Source organism: Streptomyces sp. NPDC002092 (genome assembly GCF_053593775.1).
Genome location: NZ_JBSFDG010000001.1, coordinates 534,583 through 556,279, shown reverse-complemented (window position 1 = coordinate 556,279; position 21,697 = coordinate 534,583). Strand labels below are relative to the sequence as shown.

Genomic DNA, 21,697 nt, shown 5'->3' with positions numbered 1-21,697 from the left:
GTCTTGAGGTCGGCGATGGGGAACAGGGCGGGCTGGTCCATGAGGTCTCCTTTGAGAGGCTGGGGTTGCCCCCGCCGACTTCACCTCGGCGGGGTTCTTGCGTTGTGCGCCGGCTGGCCGGGAGGGTGCACCGGCCAGCCGGACGTCAGGTGGCCGGGTCGGGCTGTTCGTCCTTGACCCAGGCGGGGACGTTGCCTGCGCCGCGGCGGGCCATCGGTGTCTGGTTGAGGGCGAGCACGGGTCCGTCGGCGAAGCGTTCCTGGAGGCTGCGCACGTCGAGTTCCTGGGTTTTCGCGGCGGCGGCTTCGGCGAAGGCGCGGATGTCGAGGCGCCGTTCCAGGTCGGCGACCTGCTGCTCCAGCCCGCGAACCACTTCGGCATGCCGCTCGTCGATGCGGGCGACGACCTCGGCGTGCCGGGCTTCCTGCTCCTCAAGTTGGAGCCGCAGCCCCTTGATGAGGAGGTCGGCGCCGTGGCGGAGGGCTTGCTGACGCTCCACCTCGTCGACCGCGCGGTGGCGGGTGCGGGGCACGCGCCGGTCGAAGAGGCTGGGGAATCCGATCCGGACCGGCATCAGGTCGGCGAGGCTCACTGCTCCTCCTCGGCGGTCTTGGTGGAGGTGAAGGTGTGGGCGAAGGAGATGAAGAACCAGCCGCACACCACGACGGGTCCGGCGATCTCGATGGCGAGGCTCACGGCTGCTCCTTGTTGGCGGTCTTCTTGCGGTGGTCGTCCCAGGCGGATGCGAGAACCAGGGCCGCGGCGACGACGGCGACGAACAGGCCGGTGATCACGGCGCCTCCAGGAACGTCCGGTCCACGTATCCGGCGGCGTCGCTGTCGGCGAAGTCGCGGGCGGTGTGGAGTTCGTGGTTGAGTTCGCGGGCCTCACCGAGGAGGCGTTCCAGGCCGGCGATGTGGGTGTCGAGGCGGGCGATGGTGAGCCGGCACAGGGCGTTGAGGAGCCCGGCGGTCGGCGACAGGTACGGCGACGGGGCCGGGGCGGTCACCGCGCCTCCCCCCGCCGCTTCCGGAGCCGGTGGAGGATCTCCCAGCCGATCGGGCCGAGGACCGCGGCGATCGCCGTCACCGGCCAGGCGGCGCCGGTCATGAGGTCGCTCCCGCTGCCCGGAGTGCGGCCAGTACTTCGTCCTCGGTGCGGCCCGGCTGGCGTTCCCACAGGATCAGCGGGTAGTGGCCGGATCCGTCGGGTTCGCCGAGCCCGAGATGGTCGGTGAGCATGTCCAGCGCGAGCACGGTCACCGTCTCGGCGCTGCTGCTGCCCTTGCCGGGCGTGAAGCCGGCGGCCCGGTCGATGGCGTCGGCGATCGGGTTCTGGAGCGGATCCCAGCCTTCGATGTCGAGGATTCCGGCGGCCACGGTCAGCGTGGTGCGGATACGGGAGCGGGTCACGGACAGGGTCACCATCTACGCCACCACCTGCGGGTCGTAGCCAGCGGCGATCAGGCGCTCGAAGTAGGTGCGCAGCTGGCCCGGCTCCCACTGGTGTTCGTCGGCGCCGAACTCCTGGTGGGCTTCCTGGTCGACGCGAACCAGCGCGTCCTCGGTGATGTCGGCGAGTGCACGCATCAGGCCACCTGCCTCAGGCTGCGGGCGCGCTTCACGGCGGCTGCCTCGGCGGTGATGGTGGCCAGCTTGTCGAGGACGGCCTGGCTGGCGAAGTCGCAGCCGATTTCAACGCCCGTCGCGAGGACGATCACCAGATGGCCGTCGCGGGCGTCGAGCTGGACGGTGTCCACGTTGTCGCCGAGGAGGATCGTTGTGCCCGCAACGCGGGTCGGGATACCGGTCACGCCGCCACCTCGGCGTTGTCCCGGGCGGCGTCGTACTGGCCGATCGCCCAGGAGGCGGCGTGGCACTGGTAGACGAAGTGGTAGTTCAGCTTGTCGAGGTTCCAGTCGCCGACGTCGGAGAAGGCGAAGCCGCCGACCTCGCGGACCTGCGATTCGTGCCCGGCCTTCGTGTGGCCGTTGTAGATGGCCCACATCGTCGCGGCGTGGCTGGACTCGTGGTCCTCGGTCGCACCACACGAGCACTCCGCGCGGTACGTCACGCCGTGCTCGAAGTCGTAGACCATCTGCATGGCCCAGTCCCGGGAGTGCAGGCGGTCGCTCTCCAGGATCTGCTCGCGGACCGCAGCCCGCAGGCCGCGCGGCGCACCAGCCTTGACGGCCTCCGCCACCTCGGCCTTGACCTCGGCGACCAGCCGCTCACGGTCGTACTCGCGGACGCTGTCGGCCCCGTTGACCAGCTTCGACGCCCACCGGTCCGGCTCGACGCGGATACCGCGCAGCCAGTTGAACATGTCCTCGGTGTCGGCGCCGTGCCGCTCGAAGTGGTAGGAGCCGTGCGAGCCAGCTACCAGCAGGTTGTACGGCCACGTCACCAAGATGATGCGGCTCCAGCCCTTCTGGGCCGTGAACTCCACGTGCCGGTAAAGGCCTTCCTCGCGGCACATGGTGAGCGTCGCGCCCTTGATGTCGCTCTTGAAGTGACGGGCGATCTCCGGGTGTTCGGTCACAGCTTCCTCCCCTTGCGGAGGTCGACGAACGGGCGAGTGACGCTGTCGGAATCGGCGTCGTAGAGCAGGTGCCGGTATTCGGCGGCCTCACCTGCAGAGCAGGGCTTGCCGTCAGCCACGGCCTCCGGATGGGCCAGCAGCCAGCGCAGCCGGGCAGTGGCGCGGTCGACGGAGGCGGCCTGCTCCTGCTGGCGGGCCACCAGGGCGTGCATCGCGGCGCTCACTTCGCACCGCCAGACTGCTCGTACCGGGCCCACGTCTCCCGGTCCGCGACAACCGTCTCCCAGTAGGCGTAGAGCAGTTCGTTGAACGCCTGCTCCCTCTCCGCCTCGGGCAGCCGCTCGTAGGCGAGGCGTCCGATGTCCTCCGGGGTGAAGCCCTCCGGGCGGGTCGCCAGCAGGTGCTCCTCAGCCCAGCCGAACATTGCCTGCAGCGGCGACACCATGCGGGCGCCCGTCATGATCTGGTCGAACTCGTCCAACGGCTCTGGGATCATCGAGCACCGCCCTCGACAACACTGGCCTCGGCGAGCACCTCGGAATACAGGTCGATGTGGCCGCACGGGTTCTGCCAGACGTCCACAGACAGCCACTCGCCGTCCTCGTGGAAGTTGTGGTTGCGGATCGTGTCGACGCCACGGGGGCCGCCGCACTGCGGGCAGCGATCCGAGACCGTGACCGTGCGGATCCTGACGCCGACGTACTCGCGGCCAGTACCGCGGTCGCACACGCGGACCGTCATGGTCCCGGTGGTCTGAGAGGATTGAGGCATGTGAAGCCCCTTTCGTTTCGTGAGGTTCGTGAGGGGTGGATCGCGCGGCTAGGCCGCGGGGCCCCGGCTGCTGGTGTGCGAACCGGCGGTTGGGGCTTTAGCCGCTAGGCGGCGGCGCGGGCCGGCTTGCGGCGGCGACTGCGAATGGGGACCGTGCGGGTGGCCCGGTGGTAGGCGTCGAGGTCCTCGCGGGCCACGACGATCACACCGCCGGGGACTCGCTGGCTGCACGGCAGGACGCCAGCCTTGATGTAGCGGCGCACCGTGTCGTAGCTGCAGTGCAAGAGCCAGGCGGTCTCGCGCAGGTTGAAGAACGGGGCGTTGAGGTCCCTGGGCTCGGTGGGGGTCCGAGGGGACTGCTTGGCGGGCATCTCACTTCCTTTCTGGGGGGTTTGTGTGGGGGGCGAGGAGTTCGGTTTCGGTCGCGTTCAGGGCGGCTCGGAGTGCCTGGTAGGGGCCAGGTCTCATGCGGGTGCGGTCGCCGCGCTCTACCTTTCGGAGGTAGTTGGCGGTGATGCCGACCTGGTCGGCGAGCTGCTGGACGTCCATCCCCGCGTTCATGCGTTTGGTGCAGATAGCCGTCCCGTCCACCTCGAAGGTGGTTGGGGTTTGTGCCATGAGGAGAACTTACCTATAGATGCCCATGCTGTCTAGGCATCTGTGCGCCTCTGTACGCAGCACATGCCTACAGGTGCCTATGACCTGCGTAAATGCGACGTAGAGATTGGGCCTAAGCGCCGCCTAGTCCTGGCTGGTCCCCGCCAGTCCTGCCAAGATGACCCCATGGCGCCCAACCAAGATCGCGACTACGAGAGGCTGGCGGACGTCGCCAGACGCCGCCGAGCCGACCTCGGCCTTGCCCTCAACGACAAGAACGCCAAGGACGGCGGCCTCTCGAACCGGACTTGGCAGCGTGTCGAGAAGGGCCTCGAAATCCGTGACACCAACTACGTGAAGATCGACAGGCTGCTCAAGTGGGCCCCCGGAAGTTGCCTGCGCATCCTCGAAGGCGGAGACCCCGTCGAGGCCGACGACATGCGTGACGCAGCCGCGGAAGGCGTCCAGAAGTCGCCGCTGCCGGCTGAGGTTCTCGACGAAGAGGCGCGCGACGTCGTCCAGCTCGCGCTCATCGCGACGGCGAAGGGGACGACGGCGGAGGAGATCCGGGAGATGAGCGAGCGTGTAGTACGTGACTTGCGTGAACGCGGCCTGATCTAGTAGAAGTTCACTCTTTCGGCGTACAACCGTTTGCTTTTACGGTTTCGTTACACCTTCTCCGCACACCACTTCAGTCCCAACCAGTCCCAAACGGCCATCTACGTGGCAGAGTCAGGACACGTCCTCGGAGGCTCCCTTTCAGGCGACTCACAAGGGGGAGCCATGCAACAAAGAGACGCGCTCATAGTCGACTACGGGCCAACCTTCACCGGAACAGCGGTCCGTACCGGCAACGGGATCGTCTGCGTGGTCCCGAGCCAGATCCGCGACAGACCTGACATCCAGGCCTCGATGCGGGAGTTGGTGAAGGACCTTGGTGGTGAATGCGGTCACTGCCCGCACTGCCCGCTCGGGCACGACGGCTGAGACCATGGCTACGCGGAAGGCCTGGCGGTAGGGGTACCTGCCGGCCGCCCGCGGTCCACCAAGTACCCAGGGGGCGTGATGGCGAGACGCGCACGCGACGTCTACACCGAATGGCGGGGCGGCACCTGCCGCGTGAAGTGGTGGACGGGCGAGTATCACCCCAGCGGCCGAAAGCGCTTCGAGTCCGAGGGCGGCTTCACCGACGAGGACGAGGCCTACGAGTACGGCCTGGAGAAGATGTCGGAGCTCCGGCGCGGGACCGGCATTTCCAACCGTGACAGCTCGACGCTCATGAGCGACTGGATCGACGACTGGTTCGCCTCGACGGACCACGTCTACACGACGCACAAGAGCTACAAGGCGATCATCAACAGGCACATCCGCCCGTACTTCCGCGGCAAGACCGTCGGCGAGATCGACGTCATCGCCTACCGGGCCTTCCGCAAGCACATCCAGAAGAAACTGCCGGCGCCGGGAAGCGCCAAGAACGTCATGACGGTGCTGGGCATGATCCTGGATGACGCGGTCCCGCGCCTCATCAAGGTCTCCCCTGTCGAGCGCCAGCGCCAGCGCGGCCGGTACGTCAAGAAGTCGCAGAGGGAACGCAAGCGGGACATGGACATCGCTGCCGTCGACCAGCTGGCGCGCAATGCGGAGGTCGTGTTCGGCTACCCGGGCTACGTCATGATCTGGACGATGGCGATGACCGGGATGCGGCCCGGTGAGCTGTTCGGCCTGCGCCGCCACTACTGCTACCCCAACTGGCCCGCCAGCGACCCGCGTCCGGACGAGGACGAGGAAGAGCGCTACGAAGAGGACATGGCCCGCTACGGCAAGGGCGACGGCCTCATGCCGGCGATCCGGGTACAGCAGCAGGTGCAGCAGGTCAAAGGGGGCGTTGCGGAGGTGCCGCCGAAGTACTTCTCGTACCGCACGCTGGTCGTCCCCCACTTCCTGGCGGAGATGCTGGAGAAGCTCCTCGCTTCGCACGACAACAAGTGGGTGTTCCCGGCGATCGAGGGCGGATGTCTCGCGTCGACTGCGTTCTCCGTCGACTACTGGCCGCCCATCTCTCGGGGCGCGGACGAGCGCAAGAAGGTGAGGGGGGGCCGCAATCAGCGGCCGGCGCTCCCTGCGGTGCCGGATTTCGCAGGCAAGCGTATGTACCTGATCAGGCATGGCCACAAGGCTTGGCTGGACGAGGACGGCCATGCCCGCTTCGCGGTGGAGTCCCGGATGGGTCATGAGATGCCGGGGGTTGAGGGCACGTACAGCAGCGTGACGGTGCAGATGGAGCGTGGCATTCTGAAGGCGTTGCAGGAGCGCTGGGAGAGGTTTCAAGAGGCTGGGGGCGGGTCCTGATGCCGGGTCGGTTTCCCACTCGTTTCCCATTGACTGGTTGTGCGTAAGCTCCGCCCCAGGTCAGAGTCCCTGCCAGTCCCCATGGAGCCTCTTGGTGGGTTTTTCCTGCAGAACAACTAGGACACGGGGCACGCAATCGCCCAAGCAGTCCAACTGGCCTTCTCTGACGGCTGGTTGGGCTGTCCCTCACATGGCATGGGCCGCCGTGTGCACCGTGTGCGCCGCCAGGACGAAGACGTCCGGGCGGTGGTGGACGCTCGCCTTGTCGTCGGGGTCGAGGAGCTGGTCGAGGGTGGCGCGGTCGGTGGCGTCGAGGTGGTCGCCGAGGCTGTCGCGGAGGCGGGAGAGGGAGGCGGCGACATAGGCGCGGGCGCGGTCCTTGGCCGGGGCGGGCAGATCCAGGAGGAAGGTGCGGGTGCCGGTGGGCCTGAGGCCCGCGGCGGCCATCAGGGCCGGCCAGTCCTCGGCCTCGGCGACCGCGCCGGGCAGGCTGGACCGCATCTCGGCGAACCACTCCTCCTCCAGCACGTCGAGGCGGGCCTGCAGTCCGGGGCGGCCGATCCCGATGTCGCGCGGCAGGAACCGCGCGGGCAGTCCGCCCTCCATGAGCGCGAGGGTGCCGCCGGGCGCCAGCCGCGCGGCGAAGGCGGCCAGGGCGGCCCGCTGGTCACCGATGTGGTGCAGGCTGCGGCTGGCCCAGAGCAGATCGGCGGGGTAGTCCAACTCGTCCAGTACTCCGGGCAGTTCACCGGTGAGCGTGCCGAAGCGGTCGCCCACCCCCAGCCGGTCGGCCCTGGCACGGGCCCGCTCCAGGAGCGGCGCCGAGCCGTCGACCGCGACGACCCTGGCCCCCGGGAAGGCCTCCGCGAGCAGACAGGCGACGACACCGGGCCCACTGCCCGCGTCGACGATCAGCCCGGGTTCGGTCTGTTTGTCGGTCAGCCAGGTCATGGCCCGCTCGTACAGGGACGTGAACAGTTCCGCCTGCGACTCCAGCATCGGGGCCATCTCGGCCCAGTCGATGTCGGTGTGGTCGTGGTGGCCGTGACCGTGGGTGCCGTGGCCGTGCGTGCCGTGGTCGTGATCGCCGTGCTGGTGGTGTCCGTGCGCCATGGTGGTCAGCCTCTCTCCGGGTGCCGCCCAGAGTGCGCCGACGCACCGCGTGAGGGCCAGCGCTGTTGCCGACCTGGCAAAAAGCGGCGGCAAAAATCAGATGCGTACGGCCGACCGTGTCACCCACGATGGCCCGATGGACGACGAACTGGTGGAGAGGTTCCTCACGGACGGGTTCGTGAAGATCGAGGGGGCGTTTCCGCCACGGGTCGCCGAGGACTGCGCGCGGCTGCTGTGGAAGGAGACGGGGTACGACCCCGAGGACTCCACGACCTGGAAGGACCCGGTGGTCTGGGTGGGCGGCATGGTCCAGGGACCGTTCGCCGCGGCCGTCAACTCCCCTGCCCTGCATGAGGCGTTCGATCTGCTGGTGGGCGAGGGCCGCTGGCTGCCGCGCTACTCGCTGGGCAGCTTCCCGCTGCGGTTCCCGCACGAGGAGGAGCCGGACGACGCGGGCTGGCACATCGAAGGGAGCTATCTGCCCGACGGTGTCGAGTCCCGATGGTTCCACACCAATCTGCGCTCACGTGATCGCGCCCTGCTGATGCTGTTCCTCTTCTCCGAGGTCACCGAGCAGGACGCGCCCACCCGCATCCGGGTCGGCTCCCACCTCGACATACCTCACGTCCTGGAGCCGTACGGCGAGGAGGGCGTCTCCATGCTGGAGATCGCCCCCCAGGTCGTCGAGGCCTCCGCGGACCGCCCCGTCGCTCACGCCACCGGCCGCCCGGGCGACGTCTACCTCTGCCACCCCTTCCTGGTCCACGCGGCCCAGCCACACCACGGCACCCGCCCCCGCTTCATGGCCCAGCCGCCGCTGATGCCGGCCGTTCCCTACGAGCTGGAACGGCCGGACGGGGACTACTCGGCAGTGGAGTATGCAATCCGCCGGGGCCTGGCCGACAGGGGCTGATCCGCGCCCCATAGGGGCGCGGGGCGCCGCAACCTACAACGGCGGGTACGCATTCTGCATGAGCTGCTGGAACTCCGCCGAGAACCAGTGCCCCGACAGCGGAGCGTTGGGCAGGGCCCCCGACATGTTGTTGTTGTTCCGCGGGTTGCCCGTATACGTCGGGTCGCACATGCGGTCGAACCCCTTGCCCTCGTCGTTCGGGATCGCGGAGCTGGACCCGTCGGACTCGCCCGGAGGCTTCATCCACACATACGCGTCGATCCCGGCCGCCGGACTGGCCTGCGGACGCTCGCCGAGGCCGGCCCCGGACTGGTTGCACCAGTTGCCGACGTGGATACGGCGGTCGTAGCGCCCGCCGTCGACATACGCGTCCACACTGGTCGTCGGGCCGGGACCGGCCGGCCGGGCGGTGCCGCCCCACCCGTTCCTGGACGTGTCGATCAGCATGCCGATGCCGGAGTTGAAGCCGACCGAGACCAGCTCGTTGCGGAAGGCCTGCGCGTACGACAGCTCGTCCACGTACCGGTTCCAGTCGACCCACTTGGACTGGCGCACGGACGTGCCGTTCACCGTGTCGTTGATGGTGAAGTTGTTCTCCTTGAGGGCGCTGTAGTTCGCCGTGTTGGTGATGAAGCCCTGCACGTCGTCGACGGTCGCGCCCTCGCTGGTCGCCGCCTGCTTGAGCACGTTGGCGGAGGCCGCGAAGTTGTCGTCCCAGCCGAGCCAGCCGTGGTGACCGGCGTCGATGTAGTTGTAGACGTTCGGGATCGCGCCGAGCTTGGCGAGCGCGTAGCCGACGCCCTTCACGTAGTTGCCGTTGGCGAGCATGGCGTCGCAGTTGGGGGTGGCGGTGGCGCGGCTGCCGGTGTTGGTGACCAGGTTGGGCAGCGAGTCGAGCTCGACGGTGGTGACGATCCGCAGCGAGCTGTACTTGCTGTCGGCGAGGATCGCCGCGATCGGGTCGATGAACTGGGTCTTGTACTTGTCGATCTCCGTAGGCCCGAGTTCGCCGTTGGAGGCGAGGGCCGAGCAGTCGCGTCCGGGAAGGTCGTAGATGACGAGCTGGACGACTTCCTCGCCGCTGCCCTTCTGCGCGAGGGCCGCGTCGAGGTGGGCGCGCAGGCCCATCCCGCCATTGACGCCGTTGATGGCGGCGATGCGGTCGAGCCAGACCCCGGTGGGCTGGTTGGAGACCCTGCTGCCGCCCGGCTCCGCGGCGGCGTGCGCGGACCACTCGGGGTTCACGTACACCTTGGCGCCGGCGTACGGGTTGTCGACGCGGCCGCCCGGGTTGGTGCCGCCGCCCCCGCCGCCACCCCCGCTGCCGTCATCGACGTTGCAGGTCGCGCCGTCCAGCGTGAACGAGGTCGGCACCGCGTTGGTGCCGCTGTAGGAGCCCTGGAAGCCGAAGCTGACCGAACCGCCGGTCGCCAGCTGGCCGTTGTAGGTCTCGTTGGCGGCGGTGACGGCCGTCCCGCTCTGGGTGAGCTTGGCGTTCCAGTAGTTGGTGACCTTCTGGTTGCCCGCGTACGACCACTTCACCGCCCAACTGCTCTTGGCGGCACTGTTGTTGGTGACCGTGACGGCGGCGGTGAAGCCGGAGCCCCAGTCGTTCTGCACCTTGTAGTCGACGGTGCAGGGGACGGAGGCCGCGGAGACGCCGCCGGGGACGACGGCCGTCGCGGTCCCGGCGGTCCCGGCGACCAGCGCCAGGGCGGCGAGTAACGCTGTTCTGGTACGACTCATGAGTGCGGGTTCCTTCCCCGATGCAGGAATTGCGGGATACGGGACTTACGGGTTGATGGCGCGCAGGTGATCGCGCAGCCCGGTGCCGTACGAGGTGGGGGTTCCGTCGTAGTTGGCGATCAGGGAGGGACCGGAGGAGCAGTCCCAGGTGTTCCAGGTCCAGCCGAGATAGGACAGTCCCCGGTCGTCGAACCACTTCATGACCTGGTCGGTGAAGGAGTGCGAGCAGGTGTTCTCACCGATCTCCCCGGCCATCAGCGGCACCTGGGCCGCGACCGGGGCGAGGGTGGAGTTCCAGCAGCTCTCGTTGGCACAGGTGTTGAAGTTGTAGACGTGGTAGGCGGCGACGAGATTGCCCGTCGGGTCGTTGGGCCTGTACGTCAGCCACTGGCCGAGGTCGTTCGAGTACGCCAGACCGCCGGCCATGACGACGTTCTTGGCGCCCGTGCCGCGCACGGCGTCGACCAGGTCCTGCATCCCGGCGACCTGGTAGCCGATGCCGGGGCAGGTGCCTCCGTCCTTCCAGCACTGCCAGGCCTGGGTGGCGGTGGAGGTCGCCCGGTCCGGGTACGGCTCGTTGAACAGGTCGAACACGACCGCCGGATCGGCCTTGAAGGTGCTGGCCGCCGACGACCAGAACGAGGGCGTGTACTGCATGTCGGGCATCGGCTTCTGGCAGGTGGCGTGCACGTCGGAGCAGCCCGCCGAGTTGCCGGTGTACTGGCCGTAGGTCCAGTGCAGATCGAGGATCGGCGTCAGGCCGTGCGCCTCCACCTTGGCCACCAGGTCCTTGACGGCGGCGATGTAGTTGGCGCCCGCGTACTCGGGTTTGACGTTGGAGAGGCCCAGCCAGCATTCCTCGTTGAGCGGGATGCGGACGGCGTTCGCCTTCCAGTCGGCGATCGCCTTGATCGCGGTGTCGTCGACCGGGCCGTCCCACAGGCCCCGGCCCTGTACGCACATGAACTCGCCGCCGGAACGGTTGACGCCCAGCAGCCGGCGGTTCCTGCCGTCGGCGTCCACGAGCTTGTTCCCGGAGACGTGCAGGGCAGGTGCGGTACCACTGGCCGGCGGCTCGGTCGGCGGCGGGGACGGCTCCGCATCGACGTTGCAGGTCGTCCCGTTGAGCTTGAAGGACGTCGGTACGGCGTTCGTCCCCGACCAGGAGGCGAGGAACCCGGCACTGACGCTCGCGCCGGTGGCCAGCGAGCCGTTGTAGCTCTCGTTGGCCGCGGTCACCGTCGTACCGGACTGGGACCACTTGGCGTTCCAGCCCTGGCTGACCTTCTGACCGTTCGCGAAGCCGAAGCTGACGCTCCAACTGCTCACGGCCGTCGTGTTGTTGGTGATCTTCACGGCGCCCTGGAAGCCGTTGTCCCACTGGCCGGTGACGGAGTACTCCACCGAGCAGGCGGGGGTGGCTCCCTGTGCCGTGACGACCGGTGCGACCGCGGTGCCCACCAGGGCAACGGCGGCGGCAACGGCTAAAAGACCTGAACGCGGGGGGTGTCGCATGAGCGACTCCTTGCAGTTCGGGCGCGCCGTGACGGACGCGTCGACTGATGGAATCGCTCCCACTGGTGTCCATGAAGCTAGCGCCAAGTGACGGCGAAGGACAGGGGAGTCACCGACTTTCCTGACTTTCCCTCAGCTAAAACCCGTCGAATCTTTTCGACTCTTCAAGCACCTTGACCACCCTCATCCCCGTCCCCACTATGGGAGCGCTCCCACTGGTTCAAGGCTTGTTGCTCCTCCCCTCCCCCACTCTTTTCCGAGCCGCAAGGAGGAACCAGCACATGCACCCCAGAAGGAGACACGGAGCCGCGCGGCGGTTGTGGACCGCCGTGGTGGCGGCCCTCGCCCTTCCGCTCACCATGCTCGGCACCGGCACGACTCCCGCTCATGCGGCGGCACTTCAGTGCAGCGTCGACTACAAGACCAACGACTGGGGCTCCGGCTTCACCGCGGATCTGACGCTCACCAACCGCGGCACGGACTCCATCGACGGCTGGACCCTGACGTACGCCTACAGCGGCAACCAGAAGCTCAGCAACGGCTGGAACGGCACCTGGTCCCAGTCGGGCCAGTCGGTCACCGTGAAGGACGCCGGGTACAACGCGAAGATCGCCGCGGGCGCCGCCGTCTCCACCGGTGCGCAGTTCACCTACAGCGGCACCAACACCGCCCCGACCAGCTTCGCGATCAACGGTACGACCTGCGCCGGCGCGCATCAGCCGCCGGTCACCGTGCTGACCAGCCCCACCGCGGGCGCGGTCTACACGCAGGGCGACGCGGTCCCGCTCGCGGCCACCGCGGCGGCGGCCGACAACGCGACGATCAGCAAGGTCGAGTTCTACGACGACACGACCCTGCTGGGCACGGACACCAGCGCGCCCTTCACGCTCTCCGCCTCCGGTTTGACCGTGGGCAGTCATTCACTGGTGGCGAAGGCCTACGACAGCCTGGGCGCGTCCGCCGAGTCGACCCCCGTCGGCATCACGGTCGCCTCGGGTCCCGCCGTGGTGGCCACTCCGACCCAACTGGGCGTCCAGCAGGGCAAGTCGGGCACATACGCGGTGAAGCTGTCGACTCAGCCGAGCGCCGATGTCACCGTGACGACGGCCCGGGCGAGCGGCAACTCCGGTCTGTCGGTGACCGGCGGCGCGACGCTCACCTTCACGCCCGCCAACTGGAGCACCGCCCAGAACGTGACCGTCACCGCCGACACGTCCGGCACCGGCTCGGCGTCCTTCGAGTCGACGGCGACGGGTTACACGAAGGCAGCGGTCACGGTCACCGAGCTGGCGGCGCAGAAGGCGTACGACGCCCGCTTCCTGGACCTCTACGGGAAGATCACCAACCCGGCGAACGGCTACTTCTCCCCCGACGGCATCCCGTACCACTCGGTGGAGACGCTGATCGTCGAGGCCCCGGACCAGGGCCACGAGACCACCTCGGAGGCCTACAGCTATCTGCTCTGGCTGCAGGCGATGTACGGCAAGGTCACCGGTGACTGGTCCAAGTTCAACGGCGCGTGGGCCCTCATGGAGAAGTACATGATCCCCACCCACGCCGACCAGCCGACCAACTCCTTCTACAACGCCTCCAAGCCGGCCACCTACGCTCCCGAGCTGGACACCCCGAACGAGTACCCGGCGAAGCTCGACACGTCGGTCCCGGTCGGCTCCGATCCCATCGCGGGCGAGCTGAAGAGCGCGTACGGCACGGACGACGTGTACGGCATGCACTGGCTGCAGGACGTCGACAACACCTACGGCTACGGCAACACGCCGGGCGGCACCTGCGAGGGCGGTCCGACGGCGAAGGGTCCGTCGTACATCAACACGTTCCAGCGCGGACCGCAGGAGTCGGTGTGGGAGACGGTGCCGCAGCCGACCTGCGACGCCTTCAAGTACGGCGGCAAGAACGGCTACCTGGACCTCTTCACCGGCGACTCGTCGTACGCCAAGCAGTGGAAGTTCACGGACGCCCCGGACGCCGACGCGCGTGCCGTGCAGGCCGCGTACTGGGCCGACGTGTGGGCCAAGCAGCAGGGCAAGGGCAGTGACGTCTCCGCGACCGTCGGCAAGGCCGCGAAGATGGGCGACTACCTGCGCTACGCCATGTACGACAAGTACTTCAAGAAGATCGGCAACTGTGTCGGTCCGTCCACCTGCCCGGCCGGCACCGGCAAGGACGCCTCCGACTACCTGCTGTCCTGGTACTACGCCTGGGGCGGCTCGACCGACACGAGCGGCGGCTGGGCCTGGCGCATCGGCTCCAGTCATGTGCACGGCGGCTACCAGAACCCCCTGGCCGCGTACGCGCTCAGCTCCTACGCGGACCTGAAGCCCAAGTCCTCGACGGGAGCCTCCGATTGGGGCACCTCGCTCACCCGGCAGCTGGAGTTCTACCGCTGGCTGCAGTCGTCCGAGGGCGCCATCGCGGGCGGTGCGACCAACAGCTGGGCGGGCCGGTACGCGACGCCACCGGCTGGGAAGTCGACGTTCTACGGCATGTACTACGACGAGGCTCCGGTGTACCACGACCCGCCGTCCAACCAGTGGTTCGGCTTCCAGGCCTGGTCGATGGAGCGGGTCGCCGAGTACTACCAGCAGACGGGGAACGCGCAGGCCAAGGCGGTCCTCGACAAGTGGGTCAAGTGGGCGCTGTCCAAGACCACGATCAACCCGGACGGCACCTATCTGATCCCGGCGACGCTGCAGTGGTCGGGGCAGCCCGACACCTGGAACGCCGCGAGTCCCGGCTCCAACAGCGGGCTGCACGTCACCGTCGCCGACTACAGCAGTGACGTCGGGGTGGCGGCCGCGTACGCCAAGGTCCTGACGTACTACGGCGCCAAGTCCGGTGACGCCACCGCCAAGTCCACGGCGAAGGCGCTGCTGGACGGCATGTGGAACAACTACCAGGACAGCCTGGGCATCGCCGTCCCCGAAACCCGCACCGACTACAGCCGGTTCGCCGACAGTGGGTATGTGCCGAGCGGCTGGAGCGGCAAGATGCCGAACGGGGACGCGATCAACTCGTCGTCGACGTTCAGCTCGATCAGGTCGTTCTACAAGAACGATCCTGCCTGGTCGAAGATCCAGGCGTATCTGGCCGGTGGGGCGGCTCCGTCGTTCACGTATCACCGGTTCTGGGCACAGGCGGACATCGCCTTGGCCATGGGCTCGTATGCGGAGCTTCTCGAGTAGACGCTCCGTGGGTTGAGCGGACCTTGACTGCGGGGCCGTTGTGGCTGGTCGCGCCCACGCGGCGGTAGCCGCAGATCCAGCACAGCCCCGCGCCCCATCGGGGCGCGGACCGCACCGCCGGGCGGCCCCCACCCGCACTGGGGGCCGCCCGGCACTCGCGCGTCCCCCTCCTGGAAGGACCCCATCGTGCGAAGAACCCGTATCCTCACGGCCGTGCTCGCGCTCGCCGCCGGGCTGCTGGCGGGCTCGCCGCCCGCGCTCGCCGCCGGCAGCAGCCCGGAAGTGAAACTCGACGCCGACACCTACACCTGGAAGAACGCGCGCATAGACGGCGGTGGCTTCGTCCCCGGCATCGTCTTCAACCGCAGCGAGAAGAACCTCGCCTACGCCCGTACCGACATCGGCGGCGCCTACCGCTGGCAGGAGTCGACCAAGACCTGGACGCCGTTGCTGGACTCGGTCGGCTGGGACCAGTGGGGACACACCGGGGTCGTGAGCCTCGCCTCCGACTCCGTCGATCCGAACAAGGTGTACGCGGCCGTCGGGACGTACACCAACAGCTGGGACCCTACGAACGGGGCCGTGCTGCGGTCCTCCGATCGCGGTGCAAGCTGGCAGAAGGCGGATCTGCCGTTCAAGCTCGGCGGGAACATGCCCGGCCGGGGCATGGGCGAGCGGCTCGCGATCGATCCGAACAAGGACAGCGTGCTGTATCTGGGTGCGCCCAGCGGCAAGGGGCTGTGGCGGTCGACGGACTCCGGTGCGACCTGGTCGCAGGTGGCCAACTTTCCCAACGTCGGCAATTACGCGCAGGATCCGAGCGACACCAGCGGATACGCCTCCGACAACCAGGGGATCGTCTGGGTCACCTTCGACGAGTCGACCGGCACGGCCGGTACGGCGACGAAGACCATCTATGTCGGGGTCGCCGACAAGGACAACGCGGTGTACCGCTCGACGGACGCGGGTGCCAGCTGGACCCGGCTGGCCGGGCAGCCGACGGGATATCTGGCGCACAAAGGCGTGCTGGATGCGAAGAACGGCTATCTGTATCTGGCCTACAGCGACACGGGCGGCCCCTACGACGGCGGCAAGGGCCGGCTGTGGCGGTACGCGACCGCGACCGGTGCCTGGACCGACATCAGCCCGGTCGCCGAGGCCGACACGTCCTACGGCTTCAGCGGCCTCACCATCGACCGGCAGCATCCCGGCACCGTCATGACGACCGCCTACAGCTCCTGGTGGCCCGACACGCAGATCTTCCGCTCCACCGACAGCGGCGGCACCTGGACGAAGGCGTGGGACTACACGTCGTACCCCAACCGCTCGAACCGCTACACCATGGATGTCTCGTCGTCGCCCTGGCTGACCTTCAACGCGAACCCCTCACCCCCCGAACAGGCCCCGAAACTGGGGTGGATGACCGAGTCGCTGGAGATCGACCCGTTCAACTCGGACCGGATGATGTACGGGACGGGGGCGACGCTGTACGGCACCGAGAACCTCACCAAGTGGGACAGCGGGGGCCAGTTCACCGTGAAGCCCATGGTGCAGGGCCTGGAGGAGACGGCCGTCAACGACCTCGCCTCTCCCCCGTCGGGCGGCGCCCAGCTGTTCAGCGCACTCGGTGACATCGGCGGTTTCCGGCACACGGACCTGACCAAGGTCCCCTCGATGATGTTCACCTCGCCGACCTTCACCACGACGACCGGCCTCGACTTCGCGGAGACCAACCCGAACACGGTGGTGCGGGTCGGCAATCTCGACTCGGGTCCGCACATCGCGTTCTCCACGGACAACGGGGCCAACTGGTTCGCGGGGACGGATCCTTCGGGTGTGTCGGGTGGCGGGACCGTGGCCGCGGCCTCGGACGGCAGCCGGTTCGTGTGGAGCCCGGCGGGCACCGGCGTGCAGTACACGACCGGCTTCGGGACGTCCTGGGCCGCGTCGAGCGGCATCCCGGCAGGCGCGACCGTCGAGGCCGACCGGGTCGACGCGAAGACCTTCTACGGCTTCAAGTCGGGGAAGTTCTACGTGAGTTCGGACGGCGGCGCGACCTTCACCGCGTCCCCGGCCACCGGCCTCCCCAGCGGCGACAGCGTGCGCTTCAAGGCGCTGCCCGGCGCGAAGGGTGACGTCTGGCTCGCGGGCGGCGCCGCCGACGGCGCGTACGGGCTGTGGCACTCCACGGACGGCGGCGCGAGCTTCACCAAGCTGTCGAACGTCGAGCAGGCCGACACCATCGGCTTCGGCAAGGCGGCGACGGGGGCCTCGTACCAGACCCTCTACACCAGCGCGAAGATCGGCGGCGTGCGCGGCATCTTCCGCTCGACCGACAAGGGCGCGACCTGGACCCGCATCAACGACGACGCCCACCAGTGGGGCTGGACGGGCGGGGCGATCACGGGTGACCCGCGGGTCTACGGACGGGTGTACGTCTCCACCAACGGACGGGGTGTCATCTACGGCGACACCTCCGACACGAGCGGAGGCGGCGACAACGGCGGCGGGGGCGGCACGGACCCGACGCCGACCGGTGCCTGCACGGTCACCTACAAGATCACCAACCAGTGGTCGGGCGGCTTCCAGGCCGACGTCCAGCTCACCGATACGGGCTCGAGCGCCTGGAGCGGCTGGTCACTCGGCTGGACCTTCGCGGACGGCCAGAAGATCACCCAGCTGTGGAACGCCGACCGCACCCAGTCGGGCGCGGCGGTGACGGTGAAGAACCTGAGCTGGAACGGCACGGTGGCGGCCGGTTCCTCCGTGGGCTTCGGGTTCACGGGGAGTTGGTCGGGGTCGAACACGAAACCGGCCTCGTTCAAGTTGGGCGACCAGACCTGCGCGGTCGGCTGACTGGGCCGAACGGTTGCCCGGAGTGATCCTCGAGTTGCGGAGCGCAGAGGGCCACCTGAATCTGATTGAACCTGATCAAGGAAGGTCCGGTCCCACATGCCCGTCGAAAGGACAGTGATGTCGCAGCGCACACGCAAATCGACCCGCTCCCGTGTCGCGGCGGTCCTCGCCGCTCCCGTAATCGCCCTGACCCTCATGGCGCCGAGCGCCTCTGCGGCTCCGGCGCCCTCCAAGTGCGAAGGAACAATCCACATCTCTCTCCTGGGCCACCAGACGTGCGTCTCGGCCAAGGGCGACAACGACGACCAGCAGCATGGCGGGCTCTCGGGCCTTCTGGGCGTCGTGACCGGCCTCCTGGGCGGCCTGCTCGGTGGCGTCCTGGGTGGCTGAAGCCTGCCCGGTGAGAGGCGGTCGCCCGCGATCGGTGGGCGACCGCCTCCGCGTCACGGTGTTACGCCGTCCGCGCGCGAGGACCACGACCGGCGCCCGCGCTGCACAGGAAGAACGCCCAGATGTCCCCCGAGACGCCACGGCCGTTGTCGCCGTCGGCGACGTCGACCACCGACAGCTGGTGGTTGCCCGTCCCAGGCGGCGATCACCGTTCGGGTGTAGCAGCCGCGGGCCGTGGCGAGCGAGGGGCGGGAACCGTCCAGGTACGCCGTGCCCGCGAGGAAGCGGTCCACCCGGTTGCCGTACGAGTCGCCCCACGAGGACACCGTGCCGCGCGCCGGGACGTGGTCGACGGTCTGCATCGCCTTGCCGGTCTCGCCGTTGAACATGGTCAGGTGCTCGGGGCCGGAGAGCACATGGCCGGATGAGCCGCGGTGGTCGGCGGAGGAGCTGCCGATCACGGCCCCTGTCCCGTCGACCGGAGCAGATGTTGCGGCCGAGGCCGATGCACCACCGGCCGGTGCCGTCGAGCTTGCTGCCGTCGATGAACGTGTCACCCGTGTAGCCGGACCGGGAGTTGTCCTTGGCGTTGGTGGGCCGCCATTTGAGGACGACCTCAGTTGGCCGTCACCGTCCAGGTCGCCGACCGAGGCGTCGTCCCGCGGCTACGAGGGCTGCAGCCCCGGTCCTGCCCCCTCAGTCGCCGCTGCCTTCCACCAAGTAGCCGTACCTTCCGGCCAGTTGGGCCACGGTGCGGGCGATGCGTTCTCGTAGTTCGGGCGGCTGGAGCACCTCGATGTCCGTGCCCAGCCGCAGGAACTCGCCATGGGCGTGCTCGACGGACTCGATGGGGACCGTGGCGACGGTCCAGCCGTCCACGTCCGTACGGCCGTCGACCGCCCTCGGCAGCCGTACGCCCGGGGCCAGTCGGACGACCGCCTCGCCGCGGTACAGCCGGTCGTGGAAGTCGCGCTGGTACGCCGTCCAGTAGGCGGCCAGGTCGAAGTCGTCCGGTCGGGTGAACTCCTCGTCAGCGGCGGCGAGTTGGAGAATCTGGTCGACGCGGAAGGTGCGGGGGCCCGGGCCCGCGACGACGTACCAGCGGCCTGCCTTCAGCACCAGCCCGTACGGCTCCAGGCGGCGCTGCACGTCGGTGGGTTCGGCCCAGCGGCGGTACAGGACGTTCAGGACGCGGCTGTTCCACACCGCGTCGGCCACCGCCGGCAGATACGGTGCCTCCTCGGCGTCCGCGTACCAGCCGGGGGCGTCGAGGTGGAAGCGGCCGCTGACCCGGTCGGCGTGCGCGCGCAGCTCCGGCGGCAGCGCGGCGCGGACCTTGAGCTGGGCGGCGGCGAGGACCGAGCCGAGGCCCAGCTCCGCGGCCGGGCCGGGCGCGCCGGCGAGGAAGAGGGCCTCGGCCTCGTCGGCGGTGAGGCCGGTCAGCCGGGTGCGGTAGCCGTCGAGCAGACGGTAGCCGCCGGCGTGGCCCGCGTCGCCGTACAGCGGCACGCCCGCGGCGCCCAGCGCCTCGACGTCCCGGTAGACCGTGCGGACCGAGACCTCCAGCTCCTCGGCGAGCTGGGCGGCGGTCATACGGCCCCGGGTCTGGAGCAGGAGGAGGATCGAGACGAGTCGGCCGGCCTTCACTGACACATGATGTCAGTGAAGTCGCCCTAGCGTCCTGTCCATGCCCTTCACGGAGAAGTTTTTGACCGTGCCGCCGCCCGTCGAGGTGGCCGGACGGCTGATCAAGCGCTACCACGTAACGGCCGATCCGGCCGGCATCGCACCCGACGTGGAGAAGGCGGCGTACGCGATCCTGCCGGAGTTGCTGCCGGACCCTGACGGCACTCCGCCGGCGACGTTCGTCGTCGTTCACCGGGGCAACGACGACGGCGCCTACATCAACGCCTACAGCTGGGTGTGGGACAACGTCCTGCACTACGCGAACGCGGCGGCGGGTCAGCCGGTGCTCGGCTGCCCCGACAAGGACCCCACCCACTTCATCAGGCCCGAACTGCCCTGGATCGGCTGCGTCTTCGAGCTGCCGCCGATCCAGCACGAACGGGATGCCTGGGTACGGCACATGCTCGTGCCCGAAGTCCCGGACCTGGACGCCTACCTGTCCGACTCCCTGCCCGCAGGAACCACTGGAGAGCGCTCATGAGCAGCCCGCACGACTTCGACTTCTTCGCCGGCGAGTGGGAGGTCGCGCACCGCCGCCGCACCGACTTCCTCGACCCGCACAGCGACTGGGTGGAGTTCCGGGGCACCAGCTGGTGCCGACCGCTGTTCGACGGGGCCGCGAACATCGACGAGATCGACATGCCGTACCTCGGCGCGAAGGGGCTGACCCTGCGTCTGTTCGACGTGGAGCGCGAGGAGTGGTCGCTGAACTGGTCCTCCAGCCGCAGCGGCAAGCTCTTCCCACCCGTGATCGGCCGCTTCGAAGGCGATCGCGGCGAGTTCTACGGCGACGACACCCACGACGGCAAGGACGTGCGCGCGCGGTTCGTGTGGGCGGACGTATCCCCCGCCTCCGCCCACTGGGAGCAGGCGTTCTCCGTCGACGGCGGTCAGACCTGGGTGACCAACTGGACGATGGACTTCAGTCGGCGGCCGGCTTCCTGAAGGCCCGGAGGCTGAACTCCGGGTCGGCGCGCGGTCGTTCCTGGTCGGGCAGCGCCTGGAGCCGGGCGACGAAGCGTTCGTTGAGCGGGTCGCCGGGTGGCAACTGGGTGAACCAGCCGCGCCGCAGATCGGCGACCGTGCGGCGGGGGCTGCGGCCCTGACCGCGGCCCGGGAAACGGGCCTGCCCCGCCGGGCGCAGGCGGTGCGCGGCGGCGTACGACTCCACGAGCGGGGCGGCGTCCGGGGCCGGGCGGCGCGGGCGCGGGGCGAGGACGGCGTCGATGTCGCTGCCGACGTCGTGGGCGGCGGCCTTGTCGACGGTGGTCACGTACACCCCGCCGGGCTTCAGCACGCGGGCGCACTCGGCGACGACGGCGCGGACGTCCTCGGGTTCGTCCAGCAGATGCAGCAGCCAGACGCTGGTGACGGCGTCGAACGTCCCGTCGCGGAAGGGCAGTCGGCGGCTGTCGGCCAGCAGGACGCAGCCGGGCAGGCGCCGGGCGGCCATACGGGCCATGCCGTACGTCAGGTCGGCGCCCGTCACCCGGGTGGCGGGCCGTGCGGCCGCGAGGCGCCTGGTGACGATCCCGGTGCCGCAGCCGACGTCGAGGAGCCGGTCGGTGGCTGCCGGGATCAGGCCGAGCACGGCGTCGGCGGCGGCCGCGGCCCTCGGCTCGCCGCCGCGGGTGGCGTCGTAGGCGTCGGCTTCCTTGTCGTAGTCGAGCACGCGGGTCAGTGTGCCCCGTGGGCCTGTGCGAGTTCCTCGACCCTCTGCGCGAGGCCGAAGTCGAGCTCGGTGACCTTGCCGCCCGCGCTGTGGGTGTTCACCGACAGGGAGACGGTGTTGTAGCCGAGGGTGAGGTCGGAGTGGTGGTCGAGCTCGTCCTGCACCTGGGCGATGTGGATGACCATCGCGGTGGCGGCGAAGTGCGAGCCGAGCCGGTAGGAGCGGGTGAGCCGGTCGTCGTCGACCGCCCAGCCCGGCAGCTCGGCCAGTCGGTCCTCGATCTCCTTCAGCGACAGGGGTTCGACGGGCATGGGCTCGCTCCTTCCTCGGCACCGGGTGCTTCTTCAG

At 69.0% G+C, this 21,697-nt stretch carries 26 protein-coding genes and 1 pseudogene; 9 read left to right on the top strand and 18 right to left on the bottom strand.

Annotated features, from left to right (window positions below; translation table 11 throughout):
• Positions 1–145: 145 nt before the first annotated feature.
• The 11 genes from ACWCRD_RS02580 to ACWCRD_RS02530 form a co-directional block, all read right to left on the bottom strand.
• Complete coding sequence (locus ACWCRD_RS02580) at positions 146–592, bottom strand: hypothetical protein (RefSeq protein ID WP_450964109.1); 447 nt, start codon at positions 590–592, stop codon at positions 146–148.
• Positions 593–790: 198 nt separating this feature from the next.
• Positions 791–1,009 (bottom strand): hypothetical protein, encoded by a 219-nt coding sequence (locus tag ACWCRD_RS02575; protein ID WP_450964108.1) that lies wholly within the window; start codon positions 1,007–1,009, stop codon positions 791–793.
• Between the two features lie 97 nt (positions 1,010–1,106).
• Entirely contained in the window at positions 1,107–1,427 is a 321-nt protein-coding gene (locus ACWCRD_RS02570) for a DUF6197 family protein (RefSeq protein WP_450964107.1), read from the bottom strand.
• Positions 1,428–1,589, bottom strand: a complete 162-nt coding sequence (locus ACWCRD_RS02565) for a hypothetical protein (RefSeq protein WP_450964106.1) — start codon at positions 1,587–1,589, stop codon at positions 1,428–1,430.
• Complete coding sequence (locus tag ACWCRD_RS02560) at positions 1,589–1,813, bottom strand: hypothetical protein (RefSeq protein WP_450964105.1); 225 nt, start codon at positions 1,811–1,813, stop codon at positions 1,589–1,591. The genes ACWCRD_RS02565 and ACWCRD_RS02560 overlap by 1 nt, the downstream gene beginning before the upstream one ends.
• A complete protein-coding gene (locus tag ACWCRD_RS02555) occupies positions 1,810–2,541 on the bottom strand; it encodes a hypothetical protein (RefSeq protein ID WP_450964104.1) in 732 nt (243 codons plus the stop codon). Before ACWCRD_RS02555 ends, ACWCRD_RS02560 begins: the two co-directional genes overlap by 4 nt.
• The gene (locus tag ACWCRD_RS02550; protein WP_450964103.1) at positions 2,538–2,765 is read right to left on the bottom strand and encodes a hypothetical protein; all 228 of its coding nucleotides are present in this window, start codon (positions 2,763–2,765) and stop codon (positions 2,538–2,540) included. The genes ACWCRD_RS02555 and ACWCRD_RS02550 overlap by 4 nt, the downstream gene beginning before the upstream one ends.
• Entirely contained in the window at positions 2,762–3,037 is a 276-nt protein-coding gene (locus tag ACWCRD_RS02545; protein WP_450964102.1) for a hypothetical protein, read from the bottom strand. Before ACWCRD_RS02545 ends, ACWCRD_RS02550 begins: the two co-directional genes overlap by 4 nt.
• Positions 3,034–3,312, bottom strand: a complete 279-nt coding sequence (locus ACWCRD_RS02540; RefSeq protein ID WP_450964101.1) for a hypothetical protein — start codon at positions 3,310–3,312, stop codon at positions 3,034–3,036. Before ACWCRD_RS02540 ends, ACWCRD_RS02545 begins: the two co-directional genes overlap by 4 nt.
• 104 nt (positions 3,313–3,416) lie before the next feature.
• Positions 3,417–3,683 (bottom strand): helix-turn-helix domain-containing protein, encoded by a 267-nt coding sequence (locus ACWCRD_RS02535; protein WP_450964100.1) that lies wholly within the window; start codon positions 3,681–3,683, stop codon positions 3,417–3,419.
• 1 nt (position 3,684) lies between these two features.
• Positions 3,685–3,930, bottom strand: coding sequence for a helix-turn-helix domain-containing protein (locus ACWCRD_RS02530; protein WP_450964099.1), 246 nt, complete (start codon positions 3,928–3,930; stop codon positions 3,685–3,687).
• Positions 3,931–4,095: 165 nt separating this feature from the next.
• Between ACWCRD_RS02530 and ACWCRD_RS02525 the strand changes: the two genes are divergently transcribed.
• The 3 genes from ACWCRD_RS02525 to ACWCRD_RS02515 all read left to right on the top strand — a co-directional run bounded on the left by ACWCRD_RS02525 (position 4,096) and on the right by ACWCRD_RS02515 (position 6,258).
• Positions 4,096–4,530: a hypothetical protein gene (locus ACWCRD_RS02525; protein WP_450964098.1), complete on the top strand. Its 435-nt coding sequence runs from the start codon at positions 4,096–4,098 to the stop codon at positions 4,528–4,530.
• A 162-nt stretch (positions 4,531–4,692) separates the two neighbouring features.
• Entirely contained in the window at positions 4,693–4,896 is a 204-nt protein-coding gene (locus ACWCRD_RS02520; protein WP_450964097.1) for a hypothetical protein, read from the top strand.
• 78 nt (positions 4,897–4,974) lie between these two features.
• Entirely contained in the window at positions 4,975–6,258 is a 1,284-nt protein-coding gene (locus ACWCRD_RS02515; RefSeq protein ID WP_450964096.1) for a tyrosine-type recombinase/integrase, read from the top strand.
• 186 nt (positions 6,259–6,444) lie between these two features.
• On the opposite strand, the gene ACWCRD_RS02510 is transcribed toward ACWCRD_RS02515, so the two are convergent.
• A complete protein-coding gene (locus tag ACWCRD_RS02510) occupies positions 6,445–7,371 on the bottom strand; it encodes a class I SAM-dependent methyltransferase (protein ID WP_450964095.1) in 927 nt (308 codons plus the stop codon).
• A gap of 136 nt (positions 7,372–7,507) precedes the next feature.
• On the opposite strand from ACWCRD_RS02510, the gene ACWCRD_RS02505 reads away from it, so the two are divergent.
• A complete protein-coding gene (locus ACWCRD_RS02505; RefSeq protein WP_450964094.1) occupies positions 7,508–8,284 on the top strand; it encodes a phytanoyl-CoA dioxygenase family protein in 777 nt (258 codons plus the stop codon).
• A gap of 33 nt (positions 8,285–8,317) precedes the next feature.
• Here ACWCRD_RS02505 and ACWCRD_RS02500 read toward each other — a convergent pair whose 3' ends face one another.
• Entirely contained in the window at positions 8,318–10,030 is a 1,713-nt protein-coding gene (locus ACWCRD_RS02500; RefSeq protein WP_450964093.1) for a glycoside hydrolase family 6 protein, read from the bottom strand.
• A gap of 45 nt (positions 10,031–10,075) precedes the next feature.
• Complete coding sequence (locus tag ACWCRD_RS02495) at positions 10,076–11,545, bottom strand: cellulase family glycosylhydrolase (protein ID WP_450964092.1); 1,470 nt, start codon at positions 11,543–11,545, stop codon at positions 10,076–10,078.
• Between the two features lie 281 nt (positions 11,546–11,826).
• Here ACWCRD_RS02495 and ACWCRD_RS02490 point away from each other — a divergent pair, with 281 nt between their 5' ends.
• The 3 genes from ACWCRD_RS02490 (at position 11,827) to ACWCRD_RS02480 (ending at position 17,991) form a co-directional block, all read left to right on the top strand.
• Positions 11,827–14,745: a glycoside hydrolase family 48 protein gene (locus ACWCRD_RS02490; protein ID WP_450964091.1), complete on the top strand. Its 2,919-nt coding sequence runs from the start codon at positions 11,827–11,829 to the stop codon at positions 14,743–14,745.
• Between the two features lie 186 nt (positions 14,746–14,931).
• Positions 14,932–17,601 (top strand): cellulose binding domain-containing protein, encoded by a 2,670-nt coding sequence (locus tag ACWCRD_RS02485; RefSeq protein WP_450964090.1) that lies wholly within the window; start codon positions 14,932–14,934, stop codon positions 17,599–17,601.
• 117 nt (positions 17,602–17,718) lie between these two features.
• Complete coding sequence (locus ACWCRD_RS02480) at positions 17,719–17,991, top strand: hypothetical protein (protein ID WP_450964089.1); 273 nt, start codon at positions 17,719–17,721, stop codon at positions 17,989–17,991.
• Between the two features lie 191 nt (positions 17,992–18,182).
• Here ACWCRD_RS02480 and ACWCRD_RS02475 read toward each other — a convergent pair.
• Together ACWCRD_RS02475 and ACWCRD_RS02470 are read right to left on the bottom strand one after the other, a co-directional pair.
• Positions 18,183–18,650: pseudogene (locus tag ACWCRD_RS02475) on the bottom strand (rhamnogalacturonan lyase family protein); the annotation flags it as partial.
• Between the two features lie 37 nt (positions 18,651–18,687).
• A complete protein-coding gene (locus ACWCRD_RS02470) occupies positions 18,688–19,638 on the bottom strand; it encodes a helix-turn-helix transcriptional regulator (RefSeq protein WP_450964088.1) in 951 nt (316 codons plus the stop codon).
• A gap of 40 nt (positions 19,639–19,678) precedes the next feature.
• Here ACWCRD_RS02470 and ACWCRD_RS02465 point away from each other — a divergent pair, with 40 nt between their 5' ends.
• Together ACWCRD_RS02465 and ACWCRD_RS02460 are read left to right on the top strand one after the other, a co-directional pair.
• The gene (locus tag ACWCRD_RS02465; RefSeq protein WP_450964087.1) at positions 19,679–20,158 is read left to right on the top strand and encodes a hypothetical protein; all 480 of its coding nucleotides are present in this window, start codon (positions 19,679–19,681) and stop codon (positions 20,156–20,158) included.
• Complete coding sequence (locus ACWCRD_RS02460; protein WP_450964086.1) at positions 20,155–20,622, top strand: hypothetical protein; 468 nt, start codon at positions 20,155–20,157, stop codon at positions 20,620–20,622. Before ACWCRD_RS02465 ends, ACWCRD_RS02460 begins: the two co-directional genes overlap by 4 nt.
• Here ACWCRD_RS02460 and ACWCRD_RS02455 read toward each other — a convergent pair.
• A complete protein-coding gene (locus ACWCRD_RS02455; RefSeq protein WP_450964085.1) occupies positions 20,600–21,349 on the bottom strand; it encodes a class I SAM-dependent methyltransferase in 750 nt (249 codons plus the stop codon). The two genes, ACWCRD_RS02460 and ACWCRD_RS02455, sit on opposite strands and share 23 nt — an antisense overlap.
• Before the next feature lie 5 nt (positions 21,350–21,354).
• Positions 21,355–21,660, bottom strand: coding sequence for a 4a-hydroxytetrahydrobiopterin dehydratase (locus ACWCRD_RS02450; RefSeq protein ID WP_232651321.1), 306 nt, complete (start codon positions 21,658–21,660; stop codon positions 21,355–21,357).
• Positions 21,661–21,697 lie beyond the last annotated feature (37 nt).

What these genes read in the sequence shown, in the direction of transcription:
- ACWCRD_RS02570 (WP_450964107.1), bottom strand. Translation starts at nt 1,427, where the DNA reads ATGGTGACCCTGTCCGTGACCCGCTCCCGTATCCGCACCACGCTGACC.
- ACWCRD_RS02565 (WP_450964106.1), bottom strand. Translation starts at nt 1,589, where the DNA reads ATGCGTGCACTCGCCGACATCACCGAGGACGCGCTGGTTCGCGTCGAC.
- ACWCRD_RS02545 (WP_450964102.1), bottom strand. Translation starts at nt 3,037, where the DNA reads ATGATCCCAGAGCCGTTGGACGAGTTCGACCAGATCATGACGGGCGCC.
- ACWCRD_RS02540 (WP_450964101.1), bottom strand. Translation starts at nt 3,312, where the DNA reads ATGCCTCAATCCTCTCAGACCACCGGGACCATGACGGTCCGCGTGTGC.
- ACWCRD_RS02535 (WP_450964100.1), bottom strand. Translation starts at nt 3,683, where the DNA reads ATGCCCGCCAAGCAGTCCCCTCGGACCCCCACCGAGCCCAGGGACCTC.
- ACWCRD_RS02530 (WP_450964099.1), bottom strand. Translation starts at nt 3,930, where the DNA reads ATGGCACAAACCCCAACCACCTTCGAGGTGGACGGGACGGCTATCTGC.
- ACWCRD_RS02525 (WP_450964098.1), top strand. Translation starts at nt 4,096, where the DNA reads ATGGCGCCCAACCAAGATCGCGACTACGAGAGGCTGGCGGACGTCGCC.
- ACWCRD_RS02520 (WP_450964097.1), top strand. Translation starts at nt 4,693, where the DNA reads ATGCAACAAAGAGACGCGCTCATAGTCGACTACGGGCCAACCTTCACC.
- ACWCRD_RS02515 (WP_450964096.1), top strand. Translation starts at nt 4,975, where the DNA reads ATGGCGAGACGCGCACGCGACGTCTACACCGAATGGCGGGGCGGCACC.
- ACWCRD_RS02510 (WP_450964095.1), bottom strand. Translation starts at nt 7,371, where the DNA reads ATGGCGCACGGACACCACCAGCACGGCGATCACGACCACGGCACGCAC.
- ACWCRD_RS02505 (WP_450964094.1), top strand. Translation starts at nt 7,508, where the DNA reads ATGGACGACGAACTGGTGGAGAGGTTCCTCACGGACGGGTTCGTGAAG.
- ACWCRD_RS02500 (WP_450964093.1), bottom strand. Translation starts at nt 10,030, where the DNA reads ATGAGTCGTACCAGAACAGCGTTACTCGCCGCCCTGGCGCTGGTCGCC.
- ACWCRD_RS02495 (WP_450964092.1), bottom strand. Translation starts at nt 11,545, where the DNA reads ATGCGACACCCCCCGCGTTCAGGTCTTTTAGCCGTTGCCGCCGCCGTT.
- ACWCRD_RS02490 (WP_450964091.1), top strand. Translation starts at nt 11,827, where the DNA reads ATGCACCCCAGAAGGAGACACGGAGCCGCGCGGCGGTTGTGGACCGCC.
- ACWCRD_RS02480 (WP_450964089.1), top strand. Translation starts at nt 17,719, where the DNA reads ATGTCGCAGCGCACACGCAAATCGACCCGCTCCCGTGTCGCGGCGGTC.
- ACWCRD_RS02465 (WP_450964087.1), top strand. Translation starts at nt 19,679, where the DNA reads ATGCCCTTCACGGAGAAGTTTTTGACCGTGCCGCCGCCCGTCGAGGTG.
- ACWCRD_RS02460 (WP_450964086.1), top strand. Translation starts at nt 20,155, where the DNA reads ATGAGCAGCCCGCACGACTTCGACTTCTTCGCCGGCGAGTGGGAGGTC.
- ACWCRD_RS02450 (WP_232651321.1), bottom strand. Translation starts at nt 21,660, where the DNA reads ATGCCCGTCGAACCCCTGTCGCTGAAGGAGATCGAGGACCGACTGGCC.